Source organism: Rhizobium sp. ZW T2_16 (assembly GCF_044987325.1).
GTDB lineage: Bacteria > Pseudomonadota > Alphaproteobacteria > Rhizobiales > Rhizobiaceae > Neorhizobium > Neorhizobium cellulosilyticum.
Genome location: NZ_JBJDRG010000001.1, coordinates 647,775 through 666,035, shown reverse-complemented (window position 1 = coordinate 666,035; position 18,261 = coordinate 647,775). Strand labels below are relative to the sequence as shown.

The following is an 18,261-nucleotide window of genomic DNA, read 5'->3' as shown; positions in this document are numbered from 1 at the left end:
GAGATGATCAGGCCGCGGCGGTCCGTGGCCGGGTCAGGCTTCTGCCGATCTTCGACCCCTGCATTTCGATCAGACTGTAACCAATCGCCGCCACTGCATAGGTGAGGGGGAGGGTGATGACCAACGTCACCAGCCATCGTGTCGTATCGCTCATTTCGAAATTCCGGATCAGGAAGGCTACGACCGGCTGCATGATCAGCAGGTGGGCGAGATAGGCTCCGAAGGAGAGTTCGCCGAGCGTGTGGAAGAGCCGGTTGCCGAGCTGATTTGAGATCGTCTCCGCCACGCCGGAGATCGCCGACGGTAGGCGGTGTGCATGGACAAGCGCGAAAAAGATGGCGACCAGTGCCAGACGGACGATTTCGTGCATCGGGTTCATCACGCCGCCGACCGGAATGAGCACGAACAGGCAGGCGAGCGCCGCATAGGCAAAGGCACGCCGATTGCTCAAGTCGAGCGCTGCCGCGAGCAACATGCCGGCGGCAAAGACATGCATCTTGAGCGGCAGGAAAGTCGGCATCGGGAAATGATAGCCGATCCTTGTGACGACATAGACGGTGGCGATGCCGGCCGCGACGACACCGATCATGGATCTGACCCAGCCGAGCCGGCCGACGATGATCATGATGAAGGGAAGGGCCGCATAGAACTGCATTTCCAGCCCGATGCTCCAGTCCGGCAGTGCCGTCCGATAGCCGTATGTCGGGCTGAGGCCGAAAAGGAAGCTCAGGTGCAGCAGGTAGTTCGTGAGGCTGTCGTCGATATAGCGGGCTGCTGGCTGTGGCGGAACGGCATTGAAGGCGTCGATCGTCGAGCGGGCGTCATAGATCATCGGGCCGAGCGCCAATGCTGCGAAAAGCATGACGTAATAGAGCGGGGCGATGCGGAAGAAGCGCCTGATCCAGAAGGCGGACCATGTGCCCGGCGCCTCCCAAGGCTCCTTCTTCTTCCGAAGCTGATAGTGAAACACCATCAGGAAGCCGGAGAGCATGACGAACAGGTCGACGCCGAGGTCGGGATCGCCAATGATGGGTATGCGGAAACCCGTCAGAATGTGAGCGTGTCCGACCAGCACCCAGAGTGCTGCCAGGCCGCGTAAGCCATCCAGGCATGCGATACGGTATCCCTGCTCGGCTTTCGCCATAAGATCGTCTCCCGTTGGCATCGGCTACCCCAGCCTCATAGCCTGAAAATGTTGCAGTGCGACAAAAAGGAAAGGGATGTGGCCTCAATATGGCTCCGGTCTGCAGAACCTAACAAAACAATCAAAAAGGGGAGCCGGATGTGACGGCTCCCCTTCGCATTTCTCTGCAGCTTTCAAGCGGCTCAGCCCTGGCGGCCAGCCTTCAGGGCCGTTGCCCACGTTGCCAGCTGGTCGAGTGCTGCGTTCAGGCCCTCGTTCATCGGGGCGGTCGGGTTGAATACCTTCTGCTCGTCGATGAAGTTGGTGAAGAAGGGGATCGGAACCGTCTGTGGGATCGGCATCATGTTGAGATTGGAGATCAGCATGCGCAGTTCCTGGGCGGCACGAAGGCCGCCGGAGACGTGGGCGTAGCTCAGTACGCCGGCAGGCTTGAACGACCATTCGAGCGACAGAACCTGCAGTGCGTTGATCAGCGCGGCATTGGGGTAATAGTCATATTCCGGCGTCAGGAACAGATAGGCGTCGGCGGATGCGACGCTTTCGGCCCAGCGCTTGGTATGCTCATGCTGGTATTTCTGCATGCGCGGATGGTTCGGCTCATCGAGAAGCGGCAGGTTGAAATCGGCGAGATCGACGAGCTCGACTTCGAACTTGCCGTGTGTCTTTGCGTGTTCGGCGGCCCATTTGCCAATGGCCGGGCCCGCACGGCCGGGACGGGTGCTGCCGATGATCACGTTAAGCTTCAATGACATGCTGAAATTCCTATGTTGAACACAGGCATCTGTTTGACCCCTGCGGCACAAGGATGCAGGTGCTCATTGCGAATAGCTGCTATGTGCGGGTGCAGGGGCTATGCGGAATTCCAACGCTGGCCGTCAGATGGCCTCGTCGAATGCGTCTGCCTCGCTTTGGGTCGCGAAGTTGAATGTGACGAGTTCGCTTTCATCATCCTGACGGATGCCAACCGCCGTTACGATCAGCCGAGCAATCTCGTCCTGCGCTTCGCTTGCCGACCGGGACGGTTTCACGGCCTTTTCGATAGCCGCTGCGAATACTTCGCTGATCAGACCGAGGCGCATATTGTGCTTCATGATGATATCCCGGTCCTCAAGGATCGCCACCTGTTCAGCCTGCGGGATACCGGCATTGTCCATTGCAGTCAGCGTGGCATTGGTCGCGAGTTTGATCGGGCCTTCCTGAAGCCAGCGATCGACCATCTGGTGGAACTGACGCATGCGGGCAGCGGGAATTGTTTTCTGTACAGTGATCGACATCTGCGTTCCTTTGTCGGTTTTCAGTCAAACCGATATGCGCTCTTCGGATAGAGGATCGGTTGCGGAATTTCGAGTTTCCGGGATCAGTCGACCGCGGACGAGAGATTGGGCCGCGTGCCGCAGAGCATTTCGCGCTTGCCGGCAAAACCGGAACGGCGTTCGACGATGAAGCCGGCGGCGCCGAGGTTGCGACGGACGAAGCCCGCAGCGGCATAGGTGGCGAAGCCGCCGCCCGGTCTGGTGCGATCAAACAGCGCCTGCATCAGTTCGGGCGACCACATGGCGGGATTGCGTGACGGGGCGAAGCCATCGAGGAACCACGCATCGAAATCAGGCTCCGACGCCGTGACGCCATCGAATGCTGCGCCGCAGACAACGGTCAGGCGCGTCTGTTCGTCGAGCGCAAATGTGACATGACCGGTCGGCTCATCCGGCCATGCCGCAACAAGCGCCTGCCGCTCAGCATCGATTTGTGGCCAGCGGGAGAGCGCGCGATCGATCTCGTCGCGCTTCATCGGGTAAAGTTCGAACGAGGTGAAGTGCAGATGCGTGCCCGGCTTGCGCGTGAGTTTCCACTGCCGCCAGGTCTCACAGAAATTCAGGCCGGTGCCGAAACCGAGTTCGCCGATACGAAATCCATCTCCGGTCGGAGACATTGTCTCCCATCGCTCCGGCAGGCCGTTGCCGGAAAGGAAGACGTGGCCGCATTCCAGCCGCCCGTCGGTGCGGCAATAAAAGTGATCGCCAAATTCCTGGGAATACGGCATATCGCCTTCGTGCCAGTCGAGTGTCTGGAATGCCGGGCTTTCGCCCTCAACTGTCTTCAATTCGGGATCATTGTCGCTCATGAGCAATGCGGATAATCCGGCTGGCGCCGGCGGTCAATCTGGAGAGCGGACTATCGGTTCTGCGCGTGGCGCGGCAACCCTTCCGGCCTTTGCCGATCTGGTCATCCTCGGCGGCGGCATCATGGGCCTGTGGGCCGCGGTAAAGGCCGAGCGGCTTGGCATCCGCACCGTGCTCGTCGACAGCGGAAAACTCGGCCACGGCACGAGCGGCGGGCTGCTCGGTGCGCTGATGCCGCATATGCCGGACAAGTGGAACGACAAGAAACAGTTCCAGTTCGACGCGCTGCTTTCCCTCGAGGACGAGGTGGCGCAAATCGAGGCCGATACGGGGCTTTCATGCGGTTATCGCCGCACCGGTCGCCTGATCCCATTGCCGAAATCGCATCTGCGGGCGATCGCGTTTCGCCATTCCGAAGACGCGGCCACGCACTGGGATCAGGCCGGTCGTCGCTTTCACTGGCATGTTGCCGACCAGACACCGCATCCCGGCTGGCCGGATGCCTCGTTCTGCGAGGCCGGCATTGTGCACGATACTTTTGCCGCCAGGGTCTCGCCGCGCAAGCTGACCGAGGCGCTTGGCGCAAGCCTCAATGCCGGCCGTCACGTTACCGTGGTGGAGGGGCTTTCAGCCTCGCGCATCGACGGCGCATCGAGCCGTGTGGAATTTGCCGATGGAACGAGCATCGCCTTCGGTGCCTGCATTGTCGCCGCCGGCCATCAGGCTTTTCCGCTGATCGAGGGCTTGTCCGATCCGCTGCCACAACCGATCGGCCAGCCGGTCAAGGGACAGGCGGCACTGCTGAGGGCCGGGGCCGATCCGGACCTGCCGCTTCTTTATCTCAATGGTCTCTATCTCGTGCCGCATGACAATGGCGATATCGCGCTCGGCAGCACCAGCGAGGAGGCTTTTGACGAACCGTACTCCACCGATCATCAGCTTGAGGATCTCGTTGCAAAGGCGAGGGCGCTCGTGCCGTCGCTCAGCGATGCTCCGGTTGTGGAACGATGGGCCGGCCTGCGCCCAAAGGCGATCGATCGCGACCCGATGGTCGGGCCGCATCCGGACAACGCGAACGTGATCGCGCTGACGGGGGGCTTCAAGGTCAGTTTCGGGGTGGCGCATCTTCTGGCCGCGGCTGCGCTTGATGCCGTTTCCGGCAGGATAATGCCGGTTCCTGCATCGTTTTTGCTGGAGAACCACCTTTCGGTCGCTTCGCGCTAAACGCGAATCTTCTTCATCTTCGTCGTTAATCTGTCACGCAAATCGCATAGGTCCCTGATCAGGGACTGAATAAGCAAATGCGTAATTAAACAGGGCGGTTGACAGGGATGCACGAGAAGGTGACGCATGCGCTATGCCATATATTTCACGCCACCGGCACATGATCCGCTGACGCTCGCCGCGTCGCAATGGCTCGGCCGTAACGCCTTTTCCGGAGACGCTACCGAGCCGCCTGCCATTCGTGGCGTCGGTCTTCACGAGATCTCCTTTCACACCGCCATCCCGCGCCGCAGCGGGTTTCACGCTGCATTGAAGGCACCCTTCCGGCTTGCGCCCGAGATCAGCGAGCCCATGCTGCTGCGGCACCTGATGCGGTTTGCAGGCTCTCACGAGCCATTCCAGCTGCCACCACTGGAAGTGGCAAGGCTCGGCAATTTCTTCGGCCTCGTGCCGGAAATTCCCTGTGAACGGATGCGACTGTTTGCCTGCGCAGTCGTGCAGGAGTTCGACGTATTTCGCGCACCGTTGTCGGATGCGGAATTCGAGCGCAGCGATCCGGGCGATCTCTCGGCTCCGCAATTCGCCAATCTCTATCGCTGGGGCCATCCTTACGTAATGGACGAGTTCCGTTTCCACATGGCGCTGACGGGGCCGCTCCTGCCGCGCGACAGCACCTTTATCGAACCGGCACTGAGAGATTATTTCTCGCCCTATCTGACAAAGCCGGTCGAGGTCGCCAACCTGGCGCTGTTCGTCGAAGAAGAGCCGGGTGCGCCGCTTCAGGTTCATTCGCTGCACCCGATGGGCCGTGTGGCAGCCCGCAAGATCGCCTGAGTACTGCTTCAGGCTGGCCGATCCGGCTGTTGCTGGCTGAACAGCAGTTTGATGAAGGTGCGGTAGCTCAGGATCTGCCGCTCCAGATGGGTCGGATCGTTCAGGACCTTGGACATGATGATGGCACCATCGAAGGTGCATGACAGCATGTTGGCGAGATCCTTCAGTTCTATCGGCTCCTGCGGCGGGTGCACCGCGGCGATCTCTTCCAGATAACCGAGGAAGCGCCTGTTCCATGAGGCAACAGAGCTGGCGTTAAGCATGTGGATCTCGCGATCGAACAATCGCTCCTGATAACAGATAGAAGCGATGATGCAGCCAGGATGCACGCCCGGCAGGTCGCGCGCCAGTTCCGACAGCAGTTTGAGGCCAATCAGGAAAGCCTGTAGCGGATCATCCGCGAGTTCTCGCCCGCGGTCGAAAATGTCGTCGAAGAGGCGGTCGTTCTCGGTCACGTAGCGGCGCAGCATCTCGCGGGCGAGTTCGTTCTTGTCGTGGAAGTGGTAGAAAAAACCGCTCTTGGTGATACCGGCTTCAGCGATGACTTCTTCGATCGAGGTCGCGGCAAAGCCCTTGGACAGCACGGATATCTGCGCGACCTCGAGGATTCGCTCGCGAGTTGCTTCACCCTTTTTCGGTACGCGGGCGTAGGAAAACTGTACCGGAGGTACGGTTTTTGCGCCATCCAGGCCTTGCCCGGCCAAATCCTCGGTCTTTCGGGACATGGTATCCCCCTGAGCGAGCTCACGTTTTCGATATGTTGCCGTGCTGTACCGCAAGCCGCGTAGATCAAAGCGTCCACCGGGCGCAAAACAAACGGGCAAGCTGCAGCTTCGGGACATGCCTGTTTTCGCGCCGCGGCGATCATATCACAGGAGATGACGATGAAAAACGATCGCCAACGCCTGCCGCATCTGGGGCAAGAGATATATCTGACCGATGGCGGGCTGGAGACGACGCTGATCTTCCACCGTGGTCTGGAACTGCCGTTTTTCGCGTCCTTCCCGCTCATCGATGATGCCAGCGGGCGCGCCGAGCTGGATGCTTATTATGAGGCCTATCTATCGCTCGCACGGAAGTATGGGCGGGGTTTCCTGCTCGATACACCGACCTGGCGGGCCAACCCGGACTGGGCGGCAAAGCTCGGATATGATCTTGCTGCACTCTGGGCGCTCAATATTCGCTCCGTCGACTATGTCGCTGGCTTGCGGGAAAAATGGCAAAGGCCGGGTATGCCCATTCTGCTCAACGGCGTGATCGGGCCGCGGGGAGACGCCTACAAGCAGGGCCGGATGTCCGTGGCCGAGGCGGAGGATTATCACGCCCATCAGATCGATGCCTTTGCCGAAACACCGGTTGATATGCTGAGCGCCATGACGATCAACACGACCGAAGAGGCGATCGGTATCGTGCGGGCTGCCAGGGAGACAGGGCTGCCCGTCGTGATCTCTTTCACGGTCGAGACCAATGGAAGGCTCGCAAACGGCATGTCCTTGCGGGAAGCGATCGAGATGACGGATGACATGACCGCAAATGGTCCCGCCTATTACATGGTCAACTGCGCCCACCCCGTCCACTTCGAACAGGCTTTCGTCGACGGTGATACCTGGCTGCACAGGATCGGCGGTGTGCGCGCCAATGCCTCTTCCAAGAGCCATGCAGAGCTGGACGAGGCGACTGAAATCGATATCGGCGATCCTCAGGAGCTCGGTCGACATTACCGCAGCCTGAGAGCACGTTATCCGTCGATGTGCGTATTGGGTGGCTGCTGTGGCACCGATCACCGGCACGTGGCAGCTATCTGCGAGGCCTGCATGCCACGAGCGGCGGCCGAATGAAGGAGAAGGTTCCATGTCTATATTTGCATTCCCTCCGGCACTATCCACGGCATTCTCTGCCCTGACGCATATTCACTGGCGTGGGCATCACGAGCTCGACATGTCCGCCGAACCGACCGTCGGGCGGCCGCCATTCGCGTCTAAGCTGGAATTCGACGAATATATGCTGCGCGATATAGGTCTCGGCGACGGGGGCTATCACGAGTGGCAGGATGATCGCCTCAACTGATCAACTCGGCTGATCACGGGGACAAGTTTGCATCTCGACATCTGCGGAACCGGTGCGCTACCGTTGCCGTAAATAATCGAGGTGGAACATGCCAATAACCATAAAAGACTACCCGCGCGATCTCGTCGGCTACGGCCGAAACAGTCCCGATCCGAAATGGCCCGGCGGCGCCAATGTCGCCGTGCAGTTCGTCATCAACTATGAAGAGGGTGGTGAAAGCTCGATCCTCGACGGCGATGCGGCTTCCGAAAACCTGTTGTCCGAGATCGTCGGCGCGGCTCCTTGGCCCGGTCAGCGCAATCTCAATATGGAATCGATCTACGAATACGGGTCGCGCGCGGGTTTCTGGCGGTTATTCCGGCTGTTTAACGAACTGAAGATGCAATGCACTGTCTATGGCGTGACACTTGCCATGGCGCGCAATCCGGAAGCGGTCGCCGCGATGAAGGAAGCAGGCTGGGAGATTGCCAGTCACGGTTACCGCTGGCTGGAATACAAGGATTTTCCGATCGACAAGGAGCGTGAGCACATCCTCGAAGCTGTGCGCCTGCACACCGAGCTTGTCGGCGAGCGGCCATACGGCATGTACCAGGGCAAGCCGTCCGACAATACACTGAAGCTTGTGATGGAAGAGGGCGGGTTTCTCTATTCCTCCGACAGCTATGCGGACGATCTGCCCTATTGGGTGCCGGGCAGCGATGGCAAGCCGTTCCTGATCATTCCCTATACGCTCGAGACCAACGACATGCGGTTTGCCACGCCGCAGGGGTTCAATTCCGGCGATCAGTTCTTCGCCTATCTCAAGGATGCCTTCGACACGCTTTACCGCGAGGGCGAGGAAGGCAGCCCGAAGATGATGTCGGTCGGCCTGCATTGCCGTCTCGTGGGGCGTCCGGGCCGTATCGCGGCGCTGCGCCGGTTCATGGAATATGTCGCGTCGCACGACAAGGTCTGGGTTCCGCAGCGTATCGAGATCGCAAAACACTGGCATGAGCACCACAAGCCGGCTCACCGGCCTGCAGGTGCCGCATGACGGCAAGAGGGGATTTCATCGCGACCTTCGGCGGCGTGTTCGAGCATTCGCCTTTCATAGCGGAACGCGCCTATGATGCCGGCCTTATCTTCGTGCCTTTGACCGCGAAGGGCGTGCATGCGGCGATGGTCTCGGAGTTTCGCAAGGCGGGCGCAGGAGAACGGCTTGCCGTGCTGCGCTCGCATCCCGATCTGGCGGGCAGGCTTGCGATCGCCGGCGAGCTGACCGAAGACAGCAAACAGGAACAGGCCGGCGCCGGCCTCGACCGATTGAGCGCCGAAGAGCACGCCCGCTTCACGACCCTGAATGCCGCCTATACGACGAAATTTGGATTTCCGTTCATCATTGCGGTGAAAGGGCTGAACAAGGACGATATTCTGGCAGCTTTCGAGACGCGCATATCCAACAGCGCCGAGGAAGAGTTCGCGACCGCCTGCGCGCAGGTGGAGCGGATCGCGCATCTGCGATTGCTGGCGCTTTTACCCCAAGGGTGAGGGGCACGCTTTCTTCCACATTCGCTGTCGCCTATAGTGGTGATGACAGGAGTAGTGCCGATGCGACCGTCGGAAGTGCTTGAAAAGAACCGCGAGGCGATCCGCGAAGCGACGAAACGCTTCAATGCGGCGAACCCGCGCGTCTTCGGCTCGGTCGCCCGCGGCGAGGATGGGCCTGATAGCGATATCGATATCCTCGTCGATGCCTTGCCGGGAAGCACGCTTTTCAGCCTTGGCGGGCTCCAATACGAGCTGGAGCAGATGTTTGGCGGGATCAAGGTGGACTTGCTCACACCGGGTGATCTGCCGGCCATGATACGATCCCGCGTGCTCGCTGAGGCGAAGCCTTTATGACAGACAAAACACGCTTGTATCTGCATCAAATGCGGACTGCCGCGGCGGATGCCTGTCGCTTTGTTGAAGGCGTGGATCGCGAAGCTTTTCTGAATGATCTGATGATTCAGAGAGCTGTGGGCATGAGCATACTCATGCTTGGTGAAGCCGTTGTCCGCATGGCCCGGGAAAATCCCGAATTTCTCAAAGAACATCCCGAAGTGCCGTGGTCCGAGATCCAGGGCCTGCGCAATCGTATAGCACACGGCTATTTTGAAATAGATCTCAACATAGTCTGGGAGACAGTGCGTGTCTCGCTCCCTGACTTTTTGGAAAAGCTGCAAGTCGTTGAAAATTGGCATGCGCAAGGCGAATGAATTGACCGAAATTCTCGAAATCCTGCCTCTCACCCAAGAAGCCTTCGCGCCCTATGGCGATGTCATCGAGGCCGATCCTTCGAAGATGCGGCTGATCAATAATGGTACGACGGAGCGTTATCATGCGCTGGCAAAGCCGGTGGTGGTCGGCGCGCCCGAGCGGCTGATCTTCAATATCTTTCGTGGCCAGCCGCGGCAGTTTCCCTACGAAGTCGGCATGATGGAGCGGCATCCCTTTGGCAGCCAGAGTTTCGCGCCGCTTTCCGGCCGACCGTTTCTCGTCGGCGTGTCGGATGATGTGGATGGCAAACCGGGGAGGCCGAGAATATTTCTGGCTGCGGCGCATCAGGGGGTGAACTATTTCCCCAATACCTGGCATCATCCGCTGATGGCGCTCGGCGGGGTCAGCGATTTCCTCGTTGTCGACCGTGACAATACCGCCGCCAATCTCGAAGAGTTCTTTTTCGAGATGCCCTATCAGATTTCGGAGCCAAGCCTATGACCGGTCTCACCACTCATGTGCTCGATACGGCAAGCGGCAAGCCGGCCGAAGGGCTTGTGATCGAGCTTTACCGGATCGAGGGAGCCACGCGGACGACGGTCAAGTCGATGAAGACCAATGCGGATGGGCGGGTCGATGGCGGACCTATCCTGATCGGAGAGACTTTTGTCGCCGGAACCTATGAGCTGGTTTTCCATGCGGGCGATTATCTGCGTGCCCAAGGCATCACTCTTGCCGAGCCGGCTTTTCTTGACGTTATTCCGATCCGTTTCGGCATTTCCGATATCACGGCGCATTATCATGTGCCCTTGCTCATCTCACCTTACGGCTATTCCACCTATAGGGGCAGTTGATGCGTTTTGCTGCGATCGCCGATGTTCATGGAAATCGTGCGGCTCTGAAAGCCGTGCTTGATGACATCTCTGCGCTCGGCATTCGCGACATCGTCAATCTCGGCGATTGTTTCAGCGGGCCGCTTGAGGCGGATCAGACAGGCGCGCTTCTGTTGCTGCTCGACCTGAAGGCTGAGCGAACAGTACGTGGCAATCACGATCGCTACCTTGTCGAGAAGACTGCCGATCAACTGGAGGCGTCGGACGCGCATGCGCATCGCCAGATGTCGCCCCGGCATTTCGACTGGCTGCGCAAACTGCCGTTCAGCATGATCTGGCGAGATGAGGTTTTCCTCTGCCATGCGACGCCTAAAGACGACAATCTTTATTGGCTGGAGACGGTCTCGCCGCAGGGGCATGTCACCTTGCGCCCTCAAGATGAGATCGAGGTGCTGGCGGAGGGCATCGAGCAGTCGCTCATTCTCTGCGGCCACAGTCATATTGCGCGCATGGTGTCGCTGTCCGACGGTCGGCTGATCGTCAATCCCGGCAGCGTCGGCCAACCTGCCTATGACGATGACGCGCCTTTCTACCACAAGGTGGAAACCGGCCACGCCATGGCTTCTTATGCGGTGATCGAGAAGACGGGGCACGGCTGGGCGCCGCTTTTCCGCAACGTACCCTATGACCACATGGCAATGTCGAGGCTTGCTGCCGCCAATGGCCGGGCTGAATGGGCAAGCGCGCTAGCAACAGGACGTGTGTAAAACATCCTGATGATCCGGACACGGCTATTTCTGGAAACCATTCGGCAAGGCTTCCTGCCGATACTCCTATCCGATTCGACAGGAGATGATTCCATGGCCCCATCGCGCGCAAAATCAGGCTCGAAACGCAAGAGCAGCAGACGTGCGCCGTCGCGGTCTGGATCCTCGTTCTGGCCGTGGATGGCTGCGCTCGTCGCGATCGGTGGCGGCATTGCGCTTTACGACAATTTTTCACCGGCCCGGAAGTTCGTCGCCAGCCTGACGACAGATAAGCCAGCTCACACGACCACACGGGAAGAGACGCGGGAAAAGGTGGCTGTGGCCAAGCCGCAGCCCGCACCATCACATCGCAGTGTCACTCCCGTTCCACCACGTCCGGTCGGACCGCCGGATCAGACCCAGACAGCCGCAATCATTCCACCGGCGCCGGTCGGCAAGCCGGGTCTGGAGGTTGCCTCCCTGTCTGCTGCTGCTCCGAAATCCGGTGAAAGCCTTGCTGGCGGCTATCAAGGCAAATTCTTTCTCTGTGGCACGGCCAAGCAGGACGATTGCGTGGTGACCGCTGACCGCTTCGTTTTCCACGGCCAGAAAATTCGTCTTGTCGGCATTGAGGTCCCGGATATCAAAAAGCCCCGTTGCGAGGCTGAGCGGATCAAGGCCAGTGATGCGAAACTTCGGGTGCGGGCCTTCCTCGATTCCGGCCCGTTCGAACTCGTCACCTGGCAGGGCAACAATTCCGCGGTTGACGGGCATCAGCTGCGCGACGTGACCCGCAACGGCCGGTCGCTCGCCGACGTGCTGGTCAATGAAGGTCTCGCCAAACGCCCGGGAGCCGGCAAAGGCGGCTGGTGCGGCTGACGGGGCCCTATCTGTTTTTGAAGACGGTGCAGGCACCGCCTGCAGCCTTGATCGCGGCGCAGAGTTTCGTCGCCTCCTGCCGCGTCTCGCGGCCGATCCTTGCGGCATAACGGGGGCGATATCCGAAATTGCCGCCGCGTTGCCTGACGATCAGCGCCCGCTCCTCATTCAGCGGTGCCGGCAGGTCAAGGATCGCGCGGGTGAACAGGCGGTCGACGACGGCGGGGCGATGATGTGCCGCCAGCTGAACGCCCCACGGCGCCCAGTCGGCGGAGGTGGTCAGTACCGGTTCCGTCATCCGACGTGTTGAAGCCAGTGTCGTGCAGGCCTCAAGAAAGGATTGCTGCTTGTCGAGAGGTGGAGCCGCGATTTCCGGCGGGTCGTCACGCCATGTCTCGATCAGCGTGCCGGTAATGGCAAAGACATAGTCGCGTGTCTCGATCGGCAGTCTTTCGGAAGCGAGAAAGCGAGAAAAGCCATTCTCTCCCGCGTTATAGGCTGCAGCCGCAAAGCCGAGATTGCCGAAACGGATGCTCATTTCTTTTAAGTAGGCGGCGGAAGCATCCAGCGCGTCGAGGACATGAAAACTGTTGCCGAGGCCGCGGATCCTTGCCGTCGATGGCATGAACTGGGCGATACCTTCCGCTCCCTTATGGCTGACGGCTTCCGGGCGGAACAGGCTTTCCCGCCAGATAAGACGCGCGAAAAATTCAGGTGGAATGGCGTGGCTATTGGCCGATCTCTCGATCGCGCTGCAAAGATCGGCATTGAAGAAGTCCTTGCGGATGCAGGTCGGCTTGCCGCCGACAGATCGCTCGTAGAGGCAAGCCGATTCTTCGCGCTTGGTGGTCTCGGCTTTTTCGGACGCAATACCGCTCCCTGCGCCGAGCATGGCCAGAGTTGTCGCCGCCACCGCAAATGACTGCAAAAAGCCGCCCATTTAGCCCCCGCCGCATGTGGAGGCATCCTAACCGGCTTTCCGCATTATCCCAAATCAGAAGGGAGAGGAGGCGATGATATTCGTGCCGCAATCCTTGATGTCGCGCTTGCCGCACAGAGCCATGGTGATGTCCATCTCCTTGCTGATGATTTCGAGCGCCGTCGTCACGCCCGGCTTGCCCATCGCGCCGAGGCCGTAGAGGAAGGGGCGGCCGATATAGGTGCCCTTTGCGCCGAGCGCCACGGCCTTCAGCACATCCTGTCCGGAGCGGATGCCGCCATCGAAATGCACTTCCATCCGGTCGCCGACCGCATCGACGATCTTTGGCAGCATGGAGATCGAGGAGGGAGCGCCGTCGAGCTGCCTGCCGCCATGGTTGGAGACGATCAGGGCGTCAGCGCCCGTATCGGCGGCGGCGCGGGCGTCTTCCTCGTCCAGAATGCCCTTGATGATCAGCTTGCCGCCCCATAGGTCCTTGATCCAGCGGATATCGTCCCAGGAAAGCCGCGGATCGAACTGTTCCGCCGTCCAGGCTGAGAGCGAGGAGAGGTCGGAGACATTGCTTGCATGGCCGACGATATTGCCGAAGCCGCGGCGTTTGGTCTGCAACATGTCCAGGCACCAGAACGGTTTGGTGGCCAGCTGGAAGGCGCTGTTCAGCGTCCATTTCGGCGGGGCGGAAAGACCGTTGCGGAGGTCCTTGTGGCGCTGACCCAAAATCTGCAGGTCGGCGGTGACAACCAGCGCTCCGCATCCGGCGGCCTTGGCGCGGCCGATCAGGCGCTCGATGAAGCCGCGATCCTTCATCACGTAAAGCTGGAACCAGAAGGGCTTCGAGGTGACCGATTTCACATCCTCGATCGAGCATATGCTCATGGTCGAGAGCGTGAAGGGCACGCCGAATTCTTCCGCAGCCTTGGCCGCCAGCATTTCGCCATCGGCATGCTGCATGCCGGTCAAGCCCGTCGGTGCGAGCGCGACAGGCATCGAGACATCCTGGCCGACCATGGTGGTCGCCAGCGAGCGGTTGGTCATGTCGACCAGCACGCGCTGACGCAGCTTGATCTTGGAAAAATCGTCCTCGTTGGCGCGGTAGGTGCCTTCAGTCCATGCGCCGCTATCGGCATAATCGAAGAACATTTTCGGCACCCGACGACGGGCCATTGTCTTCAGATCGGCGATGGTAAGCGGCTTGGACATGATAATCGGTTCCTCCTGAAATTGATTTCAGACAGGTAGCATATCGATGCCCGGAGGAAACTGGAATTCGAGCCTTCAGGCATTTTTTGCGGTGCTCGCCGAGAGGTTTCAAATCTGATAAGAGTCCCAATATCGGTACGATATATAGTGCTTAATATAGCTCCAATGAGGTGAGACGATGCAGCGTGTCGAAGCGGAAATGGCAGTCAGCGTATCGGATCTGAAGAAGAATCCGAGTGCGGTGATTGATGGAGCAGCGGGCGGTGCGGTGGCCATTCTCAACCATAACCGGGTTATGGCCTATATGGTGCCGGCCGATACCTATGAAGCCCTGATAGACGCCTTGGATGACCAGGCACTTGTCGAGATTGCCAAGGCGCGCGCCGGTGAAAAGGGTGTGCCGGTCGATCTCGATGACCTATAGGCTCGAATTTCTGCCGGTAGCGCGGAAGGAGTGGGACAAGCTCGGCGCGACCGTGAGGGAGCAGTTCAAACGAAAGCTCTCCGAACGGCTGCAGCGACCGAAAGTGCAGGCCGACGCGTTGCGCGGCCTGCCGGATCACTACAAGATAAAGCTTCGATCCGCCGGATATTGACTGGTTTATCGTATCGAGGATGAGCGGATAACCGTCGTTGTCGTTGCGGTTGGGCGTCGCGAGCATTCCGAGGTCTACAAGAGCGCCAAGACGCGATAGCTATCAAAGCGTATTCTTCATCGCCTTGCCGGCCACGTAGGTTTCCACCACGGCGCGGTCGTCGCCCATGGTCTGCAGCAGGAAGAGTTCTTCCGGCAGCGTGCTTATCGTTTCCATCCGCAGCTTCATCGCCGGCGTGGAGGCTGCATCGAGGATGACGAGGTCGGACACGGAGCCCAGATCCAGCGTGCCGATATCGGTTTCCATCGATAGCGCCTCGGCATTGCCCCTGGTCATCATGTAGAAGCTTTCGAGCGGGTTCAGCCGCTCGCCCAATATCTGCTGGATCTTGTAGGCCTCGTCCATGGTTCTCAGCATCGAATAGCTGGAGCCGCCGCCGATGTCGGTGGCGACCGCGATGCGCACCGGCTTTTCACGGCGTGTCAGCGGTCGCAGCGGAAACAGGCCGGAGCCGATGAAGAGGTTCGAGGTCGGGCAATGGACGGCGATGCTGCCAGTTTCCGACAGGACATCCATTTCCCGCTCCGACAGGTGGATTGCGTGGCCGAGCAGGGTCTTGTTTCCGAGCAAGCCATACCGGGCATAGATATCCGTATAGTCCTTTGCCTCCGGGTAGAGTTCGCAGGTATAGCGGATTTCCTCCCGGTTTTCCGACAGATGCGTCTGGATGAAAAGGTCCGGAAATTCCTGCGCCAGCGCCTGCGTGGCCGACATCTGTTCCGGTGTCGAGGTGATGGCGAAGCGTGGGGTGATGGCAACGTGGCAGCGGCCCTTGCCGTGCCATTGTTCGATCACCGCGCGGGTCTCGTCATAGCCCATTTCCGGTGTGTCGAGCAGGCCCTGCGGGGCGTTGCGGTCCATCATCACCTTGCCGCCGACCATGCACATGTTGCGCTTGATGGCTTCGGCAAAAAAGGCGTCGGCGGAGGTCTTGTGGACGGAGCAATAGGCGACGGCCGTCGTCGTGCCATGGCGCAGAAACTCGTCGTAGAAATGCGTGGCGATGCGCGTCGCATGCTCGCTTTCGACGAAGCGGCATTCCTCCGGGAATGTATAGGTGTTGAGCCACTCCAACAGGTTCGCAGCGTAGGAGGCGATGACCTGCATCTGCGGAAAATGCACATGGGTGTCGATGAAGCCCGGCAGGATCAGATGTGGCCGATGGTCGATCTCGACCACATCCTCCGGCGCGGCGGCCTTCACCCTGGCATAATCCCCCACCGCGGTGATCTTTCCGTCGGCATTGACCAGCAGGCCACCGTCATGCTCGTAAAGATAGCTGTCGCTATCGGTCAGAGACTGAGGCGCGCGCTTGAAGGACAGGAGGCGTCCGCGGATGAGGGTGTCTGTCATGTGAACCTTGGGTCGGTGAACTCTATTGCGAGGCGATGGCGCTTTCATACCATGCAACCAGCAGCTTGCGCTCGTCCGGCGTCAGATCGGTTATATTGCCGGGCGGCATGGCGTGGCTTCGTCCTGCCTGGATATAGATTTCCCGCGCATGGCTGGCAATCTCCGCGTCGGTTTCGAGTTTCACCGACTTGGGCGTGAAGGGAACGCCGTCCCAGACGGGCTCTGCTGCATGGCACATGGAGCAGCGCGCCATGACGACATCGCGGGCGGCCTCGAAATGGGCGTTGGAGGCGAATTTCTGGCTCACGGGTGACAATGCCGTTTCGGTCTCGCCGGTCAGCAGTTTCGGCACCGTCGACAACCAGATGATCAGAATGAAGAGGATCACCGTCACCAGCCATGTCCAGGTCGGCTTGCCCTTCCTGGCATGGGTGGTGTTGAACCAGTGCCGGATGCTGACGCCCATCAGGAAGACCAGCGAGGCGATCACCCAGTTGAAATGGGTGGCGAAGGCCAGCGGATAATGGTTCGACAGCATGAAAAAGATCACCGGCAGAACAAGGTAGTTGTTGTGCAGTGACCGCTGCTTGGCAATGCGGCCGTATTTGGCATCCGGCGTGCGGCCGGCGATCAGGTCGGCGACGACGATCTTCTGGTTGGGAATGATGATGAAAAACACGTTGGCCGACATGATCGTCGCGGTAAACGCGCCTAGATGCAGAAAGGCGGCGCGGCCGGTGAAGACCTGCGTATACCCCCAGGCCATGATGACCAGCAGGATATAAAGCAGGATCATCAGACCCCAGGTATTGTTGCCGAGCTTCGACTTGCAGAGCTGGTCGTAGAACAGCCAGCCGATCGAGAGCGAAGCCAGCGACAGACAGATGGCCTGCCAGTTTTCCAGTTCCATCACCGTGCGGTCGACGAGGAAAAGTTCGGCGCCGCCATAATAGACGATGCAGAGCAGAAGGAAGCCGGAAAGCCAGGTGAAATAGCTCTCGTATTTGAACCAGGTCAGGTGCTCCGGCATCTGGGCCGGTGCGACCAGATATTTCTGGATATGGTAGAAGCCGCCGCCATGGACCTGCCATTCCTCGCCATAGGCGCCCGGCGGCAGATGCGGTCGTTTTACCAGCCCCAGATCGAGTGCGATGAAATAGAAAGACGAGCCGATCCAGGCGACCGCGGTGACGACGTGCAGCCAGCGCACGGCAAAACTCAGCCATTCCCAGGCTATGGCATATTCATACATTGGGTTGTTCCCGTTCTTTTTGTTCCCGACTCGTGAGTGTGAGGAAAAAAACGAGAGGAGGGAAGGGGCAGGAGGACGCAGGGAGGACATATGACCCGTGTCGTTGCACGAGACAAGCAAAGATCTAAAAGCAGGTGACCAACAAGCCTTAGCCGGCGGCTAAAAGCATGAGGCAAGCTCCTTTGGAAAACGATGCTAAAAAATCGAAGCCTCGGTGCGCAATAGAGAACACCATTTCGCCTTTCGATTGGCCCCGTTTCTCTAGGCGATCTACTGACGGCGAACAGAAACTCCGATCTTGCTGGATTTCAAGCTATGGATATCAAGGAAACACCGGATTTGTGGGTGCTGCGCGAAAAACGCCGGCTGCGCATACCGGATATCAGGCAGGTGGCAGCCGATTGCTCCGCAAACATGCAGAAAAATATGATTGAGGAGGGGTTGGAAATCGATGGTCCATGGCTGTTCATATCCTACAATCTTCCCAAGGACGGAAAGACGTTTTTCGACTGGGAAATATGCTGTCCGATAAAGATGCCTGCAGATTATCATGGTAAGGTCGAACTCATCCATCTTGAACCGATCATGGTGGCAAGCCGGGTTTATCAAGGATCTCTGAGGACGCTTTTTACCCAAGGTTATGCGCCGCTCATCGCCGAGCTGGATAGGTCGCGCTACATCTATTCCGGCGAAAGTCGCGAAATCTATCATGGCTGGAATGGTGCCGGCAGTTCATATCACAGAATAGAAATCCAGTTCGGACTGGCGCGCTGAC

Annotated in this window: 23 protein-coding genes and 1 pseudogene; 15 read left to right on the top strand and 9 right to left on the bottom strand. The window is 59.3% G+C overall.

Annotated features, from left to right (window positions below):
• Positions 1–7: 7 nt before the first annotated feature.
• The 4 genes from ACI3K0_RS03220 to mnmD all read right to left on the bottom strand — a co-directional run bounded on the left by ACI3K0_RS03220 (position 8) and on the right by mnmD (position 3,266).
• Positions 8–1,144, bottom strand: a complete 1,137-nt coding sequence (locus ACI3K0_RS03220; RefSeq protein WP_206826869.1) for an acyltransferase — start codon at positions 1,142–1,144, stop codon at positions 8–10.
• 182 nt (positions 1,145–1,326) lie between these two features.
• Positions 1,327–1,896, bottom strand: coding sequence for an NADPH-dependent FMN reductase (locus tag ACI3K0_RS03215; RefSeq protein ID WP_183821282.1), 570 nt, complete (start codon positions 1,894–1,896; stop codon positions 1,327–1,329).
• Between the two features lie 123 nt (positions 1,897–2,019).
• A complete protein-coding gene (locus ACI3K0_RS03210) occupies positions 2,020–2,418 on the bottom strand; it encodes a hypothetical protein (RefSeq protein ID WP_183821283.1) in 399 nt (132 codons plus the stop codon).
• Positions 2,419–2,501: 83 nt separating this feature from the next.
• Positions 2,502–3,266, bottom strand: a complete 765-nt coding sequence (gene mnmD, locus ACI3K0_RS03205; protein WP_183821284.1) for a tRNA (5-methylaminomethyl-2-thiouridine)(34)-methyltransferase MnmD — start codon at positions 3,264–3,266, stop codon at positions 2,502–2,504.
• On the opposite strand from mnmD, the gene ACI3K0_RS03200 reads away from it, so the two are divergent.
• Positions 3,265–4,488: an FAD-binding oxidoreductase gene (locus ACI3K0_RS03200; protein ID WP_183821285.1), complete on the top strand. Its 1,224-nt coding sequence runs from the start codon at positions 3,265–3,267 to the stop codon at positions 4,486–4,488. The genes mnmD and ACI3K0_RS03200 overlap by 2 nt on opposite strands.
• A gap of 126 nt (positions 4,489–4,614) precedes the next feature.
• Positions 4,615–5,322 (top strand): DUF1045 domain-containing protein, encoded by a 708-nt coding sequence (locus ACI3K0_RS03195; protein ID WP_183821286.1) that lies wholly within the window; start codon positions 4,615–4,617, stop codon positions 5,320–5,322.
• 8 nt (positions 5,323–5,330) lie between these two features.
• Here ACI3K0_RS03195 and ACI3K0_RS03190 read toward each other — a convergent pair whose 3' ends face one another.
• A complete protein-coding gene (locus tag ACI3K0_RS03190) occupies positions 5,331–6,047 on the bottom strand; it encodes a TetR/AcrR family transcriptional regulator (RefSeq protein WP_183821287.1) in 717 nt (238 codons plus the stop codon).
• Positions 6,048–6,206: 159 nt separating this feature from the next.
• Between ACI3K0_RS03190 and ACI3K0_RS03185 the strand changes: the two genes are divergently transcribed.
• From ACI3K0_RS03185 to ACI3K0_RS03140, 10 genes are all read left to right on the top strand, one after another.
• A complete protein-coding gene (locus tag ACI3K0_RS03185) occupies positions 6,207–7,160 on the top strand; it encodes a homocysteine S-methyltransferase family protein (protein ID WP_183821288.1) in 954 nt (317 codons plus the stop codon).
• Positions 7,161–7,173: 13 nt separating this feature from the next.
• Entirely contained in the window at positions 7,174–7,389 is a 216-nt protein-coding gene (locus ACI3K0_RS03180) for a hypothetical protein (protein ID WP_148145721.1), read from the top strand.
• Between the two features lie 88 nt (positions 7,390–7,477).
• A complete protein-coding gene (gene puuE, locus ACI3K0_RS03175) occupies positions 7,478–8,422 on the top strand; it encodes an allantoinase PuuE (protein WP_210297826.1) in 945 nt (314 codons plus the stop codon).
• A complete protein-coding gene (gene uraD / locus ACI3K0_RS03170; RefSeq protein WP_148145720.1) occupies positions 8,419–8,916 on the top strand; it encodes a 2-oxo-4-hydroxy-4-carboxy-5-ureidoimidazoline decarboxylase in 498 nt (165 codons plus the stop codon). Before puuE ends, uraD begins: the two co-directional genes overlap by 4 nt.
• A gap of 60 nt (positions 8,917–8,976) precedes the next feature.
• Complete coding sequence (locus ACI3K0_RS03165; RefSeq protein ID WP_148145719.1) at positions 8,977–9,270, top strand: nucleotidyltransferase family protein; 294 nt, start codon at positions 8,977–8,979, stop codon at positions 9,268–9,270.
• Positions 9,267–9,626, top strand: coding sequence for a DUF86 domain-containing protein (locus ACI3K0_RS03160; protein ID WP_210303565.1), 360 nt, complete (start codon positions 9,267–9,269; stop codon positions 9,624–9,626). The genes ACI3K0_RS03165 and ACI3K0_RS03160 overlap by 4 nt, the downstream gene beginning before the upstream one ends.
• Before the next feature lies 1 nt (position 9,627).
• Complete coding sequence (locus ACI3K0_RS03155; protein WP_183822329.1) at positions 9,628–10,128, top strand: ureidoglycolate lyase; 501 nt, start codon at positions 9,628–9,630, stop codon at positions 10,126–10,128.
• Positions 10,125–10,481 carry a hydroxyisourate hydrolase gene (uraH, locus tag ACI3K0_RS03150; protein WP_183821289.1) on the top strand — a complete coding sequence of 119 codons (357 nt, stop codon included), beginning with the start codon at positions 10,125–10,127 and terminating at the stop codon, positions 10,479–10,481. Before ACI3K0_RS03155 ends, uraH begins: the two co-directional genes overlap by 4 nt.
• The gene (locus ACI3K0_RS03145) at positions 10,481–11,227 is read left to right on the top strand and encodes a metallophosphoesterase (RefSeq protein WP_183821290.1); all 747 of its coding nucleotides are present in this window, start codon (positions 10,481–10,483) and stop codon (positions 11,225–11,227) included. Before uraH ends, ACI3K0_RS03145 begins: the two co-directional genes overlap by 1 nt.
• 93 nt (positions 11,228–11,320) lie before the next feature.
• Entirely contained in the window at positions 11,321–12,085 is a 765-nt protein-coding gene (locus tag ACI3K0_RS03140) for a hypothetical protein (RefSeq protein ID WP_183821291.1), read from the top strand.
• 7 nt (positions 12,086–12,092) lie between these two features.
• On the opposite strand, the gene ACI3K0_RS03135 is transcribed toward ACI3K0_RS03140, so the two are convergent.
• A complete protein-coding gene (locus ACI3K0_RS03135) occupies positions 12,093–13,025 on the bottom strand; it encodes a lytic transglycosylase domain-containing protein (protein ID WP_404944888.1) in 933 nt (310 codons plus the stop codon).
• A gap of 54 nt (positions 13,026–13,079) precedes the next feature.
• Positions 13,080–14,225 carry an L-lactate dehydrogenase gene (locus tag ACI3K0_RS03130; RefSeq protein ID WP_404944887.1) on the bottom strand — a complete coding sequence of 382 codons (1,146 nt, stop codon included), beginning with the start codon at positions 14,223–14,225 and terminating at the stop codon, positions 13,080–13,082.
• A gap of 178 nt (positions 14,226–14,403) precedes the next feature.
• Here ACI3K0_RS03130 and ACI3K0_RS03125 point away from each other — a divergent pair, with 178 nt between their 5' ends.
• Positions 14,404–14,649 carry a type II toxin-antitoxin system Phd/YefM family antitoxin gene (locus ACI3K0_RS03125; RefSeq protein ID WP_183821294.1) on the top strand — a complete coding sequence of 82 codons (246 nt, stop codon included), beginning with the start codon at positions 14,404–14,406 and terminating at the stop codon, positions 14,647–14,649.
• A pseudogene (locus ACI3K0_RS03120) lies at positions 14,639–14,920 on the top strand (type II toxin-antitoxin system RelE/ParE family toxin). The gene ACI3K0_RS03125 and the pseudogene ACI3K0_RS03120 overlap by 11 nt, the downstream one beginning before the upstream one ends.
• A 3-nt stretch (positions 14,921–14,923) precedes the next feature.
• Here the strand turns inward: ACI3K0_RS03120 and guaD are convergent.
• Both guaD and puuD read right to left on the bottom strand, forming a co-directional pair.
• On the bottom strand, positions 14,924–16,234 hold the full coding sequence (gene guaD / locus ACI3K0_RS03115) for a guanine deaminase (protein WP_183821296.1): 1,311 nt from the start codon (positions 16,232–16,234) through the stop codon (positions 14,924–14,926).
• A 22-nt stretch (positions 16,235–16,256) separates the two neighbouring features.
• Entirely contained in the window at positions 16,257–17,486 is a 1,230-nt protein-coding gene (gene puuD / locus ACI3K0_RS03110) for a urate hydroxylase PuuD (protein WP_183821297.1), read from the bottom strand.
• Between the two features lie 315 nt (positions 17,487–17,801).
• On the opposite strand from puuD, the gene ACI3K0_RS03105 reads away from it, so the two are divergent.
• Positions 17,802–18,260: a hypothetical protein gene (locus tag ACI3K0_RS03105; protein WP_183821298.1), complete on the top strand. Its 459-nt coding sequence runs from the start codon at positions 17,802–17,804 to the stop codon at positions 18,258–18,260.
• The last annotated feature ends 1 nt before the right edge of the window (position 18,261 follow it).

Coding starts and splice junctions, on each gene's coding strand:
- ACI3K0_RS03220 (WP_206826869.1), bottom strand. CDS start 1,144: ATGGCGAAAGCCGAGCAGGGATACCGTATCGCATGCCTGGATGGCTTA.
- ACI3K0_RS03215 (WP_183821282.1), bottom strand. CDS start 1,896: ATGTCATTGAAGCTTAACGTGATCATCGGCAGCACCCGTCCCGGCCGT.
- ACI3K0_RS03210 (WP_183821283.1), bottom strand. CDS start 2,418: ATGTCGATCACTGTACAGAAAACAATTCCCGCTGCCCGCATGCGTCAG.
- ACI3K0_RS03200 (WP_183821285.1), top strand. CDS start 3,265: ATGAGCAATGCGGATAATCCGGCTGGCGCCGGCGGTCAATCTGGAGAG.
- mnmD (WP_183821284.1), bottom strand. CDS start 3,266: ATGAGCGACAATGATCCCGAATTGAAGACAGTTGAGGGCGAAAGCCCG.
- ACI3K0_RS03195 (WP_183821286.1), top strand. CDS start 4,615: ATGCGCTATGCCATATATTTCACGCCACCGGCACATGATCCGCTGACG.
- ACI3K0_RS03190 (WP_183821287.1), bottom strand. CDS start 6,047: ATGTCCCGAAAGACCGAGGATTTGGCCGGGCAAGGCCTGGATGGCGCA.
- ACI3K0_RS03185 (WP_183821288.1), top strand. CDS start 6,207: ATGAAAAACGATCGCCAACGCCTGCCGCATCTGGGGCAAGAGATATAT.
- ACI3K0_RS03180 (WP_148145721.1), top strand. CDS start 7,174: ATGTCTATATTTGCATTCCCTCCGGCACTATCCACGGCATTCTCTGCC.
- puuE (WP_210297826.1), top strand. CDS start 7,478: ATGCCAATAACCATAAAAGACTACCCGCGCGATCTCGTCGGCTACGGC.
- uraD (WP_148145720.1), top strand. CDS start 8,419: ATGACGGCAAGAGGGGATTTCATCGCGACCTTCGGCGGCGTGTTCGAG.
- ACI3K0_RS03165 (WP_148145719.1), top strand. CDS start 8,977: ATGCGACCGTCGGAAGTGCTTGAAAAGAACCGCGAGGCGATCCGCGAA.
- ACI3K0_RS03160 (WP_210303565.1), top strand. CDS start 9,267: ATGACAGACAAAACACGCTTGTATCTGCATCAAATGCGGACTGCCGCG.
- uraH (WP_183821289.1), top strand. CDS start 10,125: ATGACCGGTCTCACCACTCATGTGCTCGATACGGCAAGCGGCAAGCCG.
- ACI3K0_RS03145 (WP_183821290.1), top strand. CDS start 10,481: ATGCGTTTTGCTGCGATCGCCGATGTTCATGGAAATCGTGCGGCTCTG.
- ACI3K0_RS03140 (WP_183821291.1), top strand. CDS start 11,321: ATGGCCCCATCGCGCGCAAAATCAGGCTCGAAACGCAAGAGCAGCAGA.
- ACI3K0_RS03135 (WP_404944888.1), bottom strand. CDS start 13,025: ATGGGCGGCTTTTTGCAGTCATTTGCGGTGGCGGCGACAACTCTGGCC.
- ACI3K0_RS03130 (WP_404944887.1), bottom strand. CDS start 14,225: ATGTCCAAGCCGCTTACCATCGCCGATCTGAAGACAATGGCCCGTCGT.
- ACI3K0_RS03125 (WP_183821294.1), top strand. CDS start 14,404: ATGCAGCGTGTCGAAGCGGAAATGGCAGTCAGCGTATCGGATCTGAAG.
- guaD (WP_183821296.1), bottom strand. CDS start 16,234: ATGACAGACACCCTCATCCGCGGACGCCTCCTGTCCTTCAAGCGCGCG.
- puuD (WP_183821297.1), bottom strand. CDS start 17,486: ATGTATGAATATGCCATAGCCTGGGAATGGCTGAGTTTTGCCGTGCGC.
- ACI3K0_RS03105 (WP_183821298.1), top strand. CDS start 17,802: ATGGATATCAAGGAAACACCGGATTTGTGGGTGCTGCGCGAAAAACGC.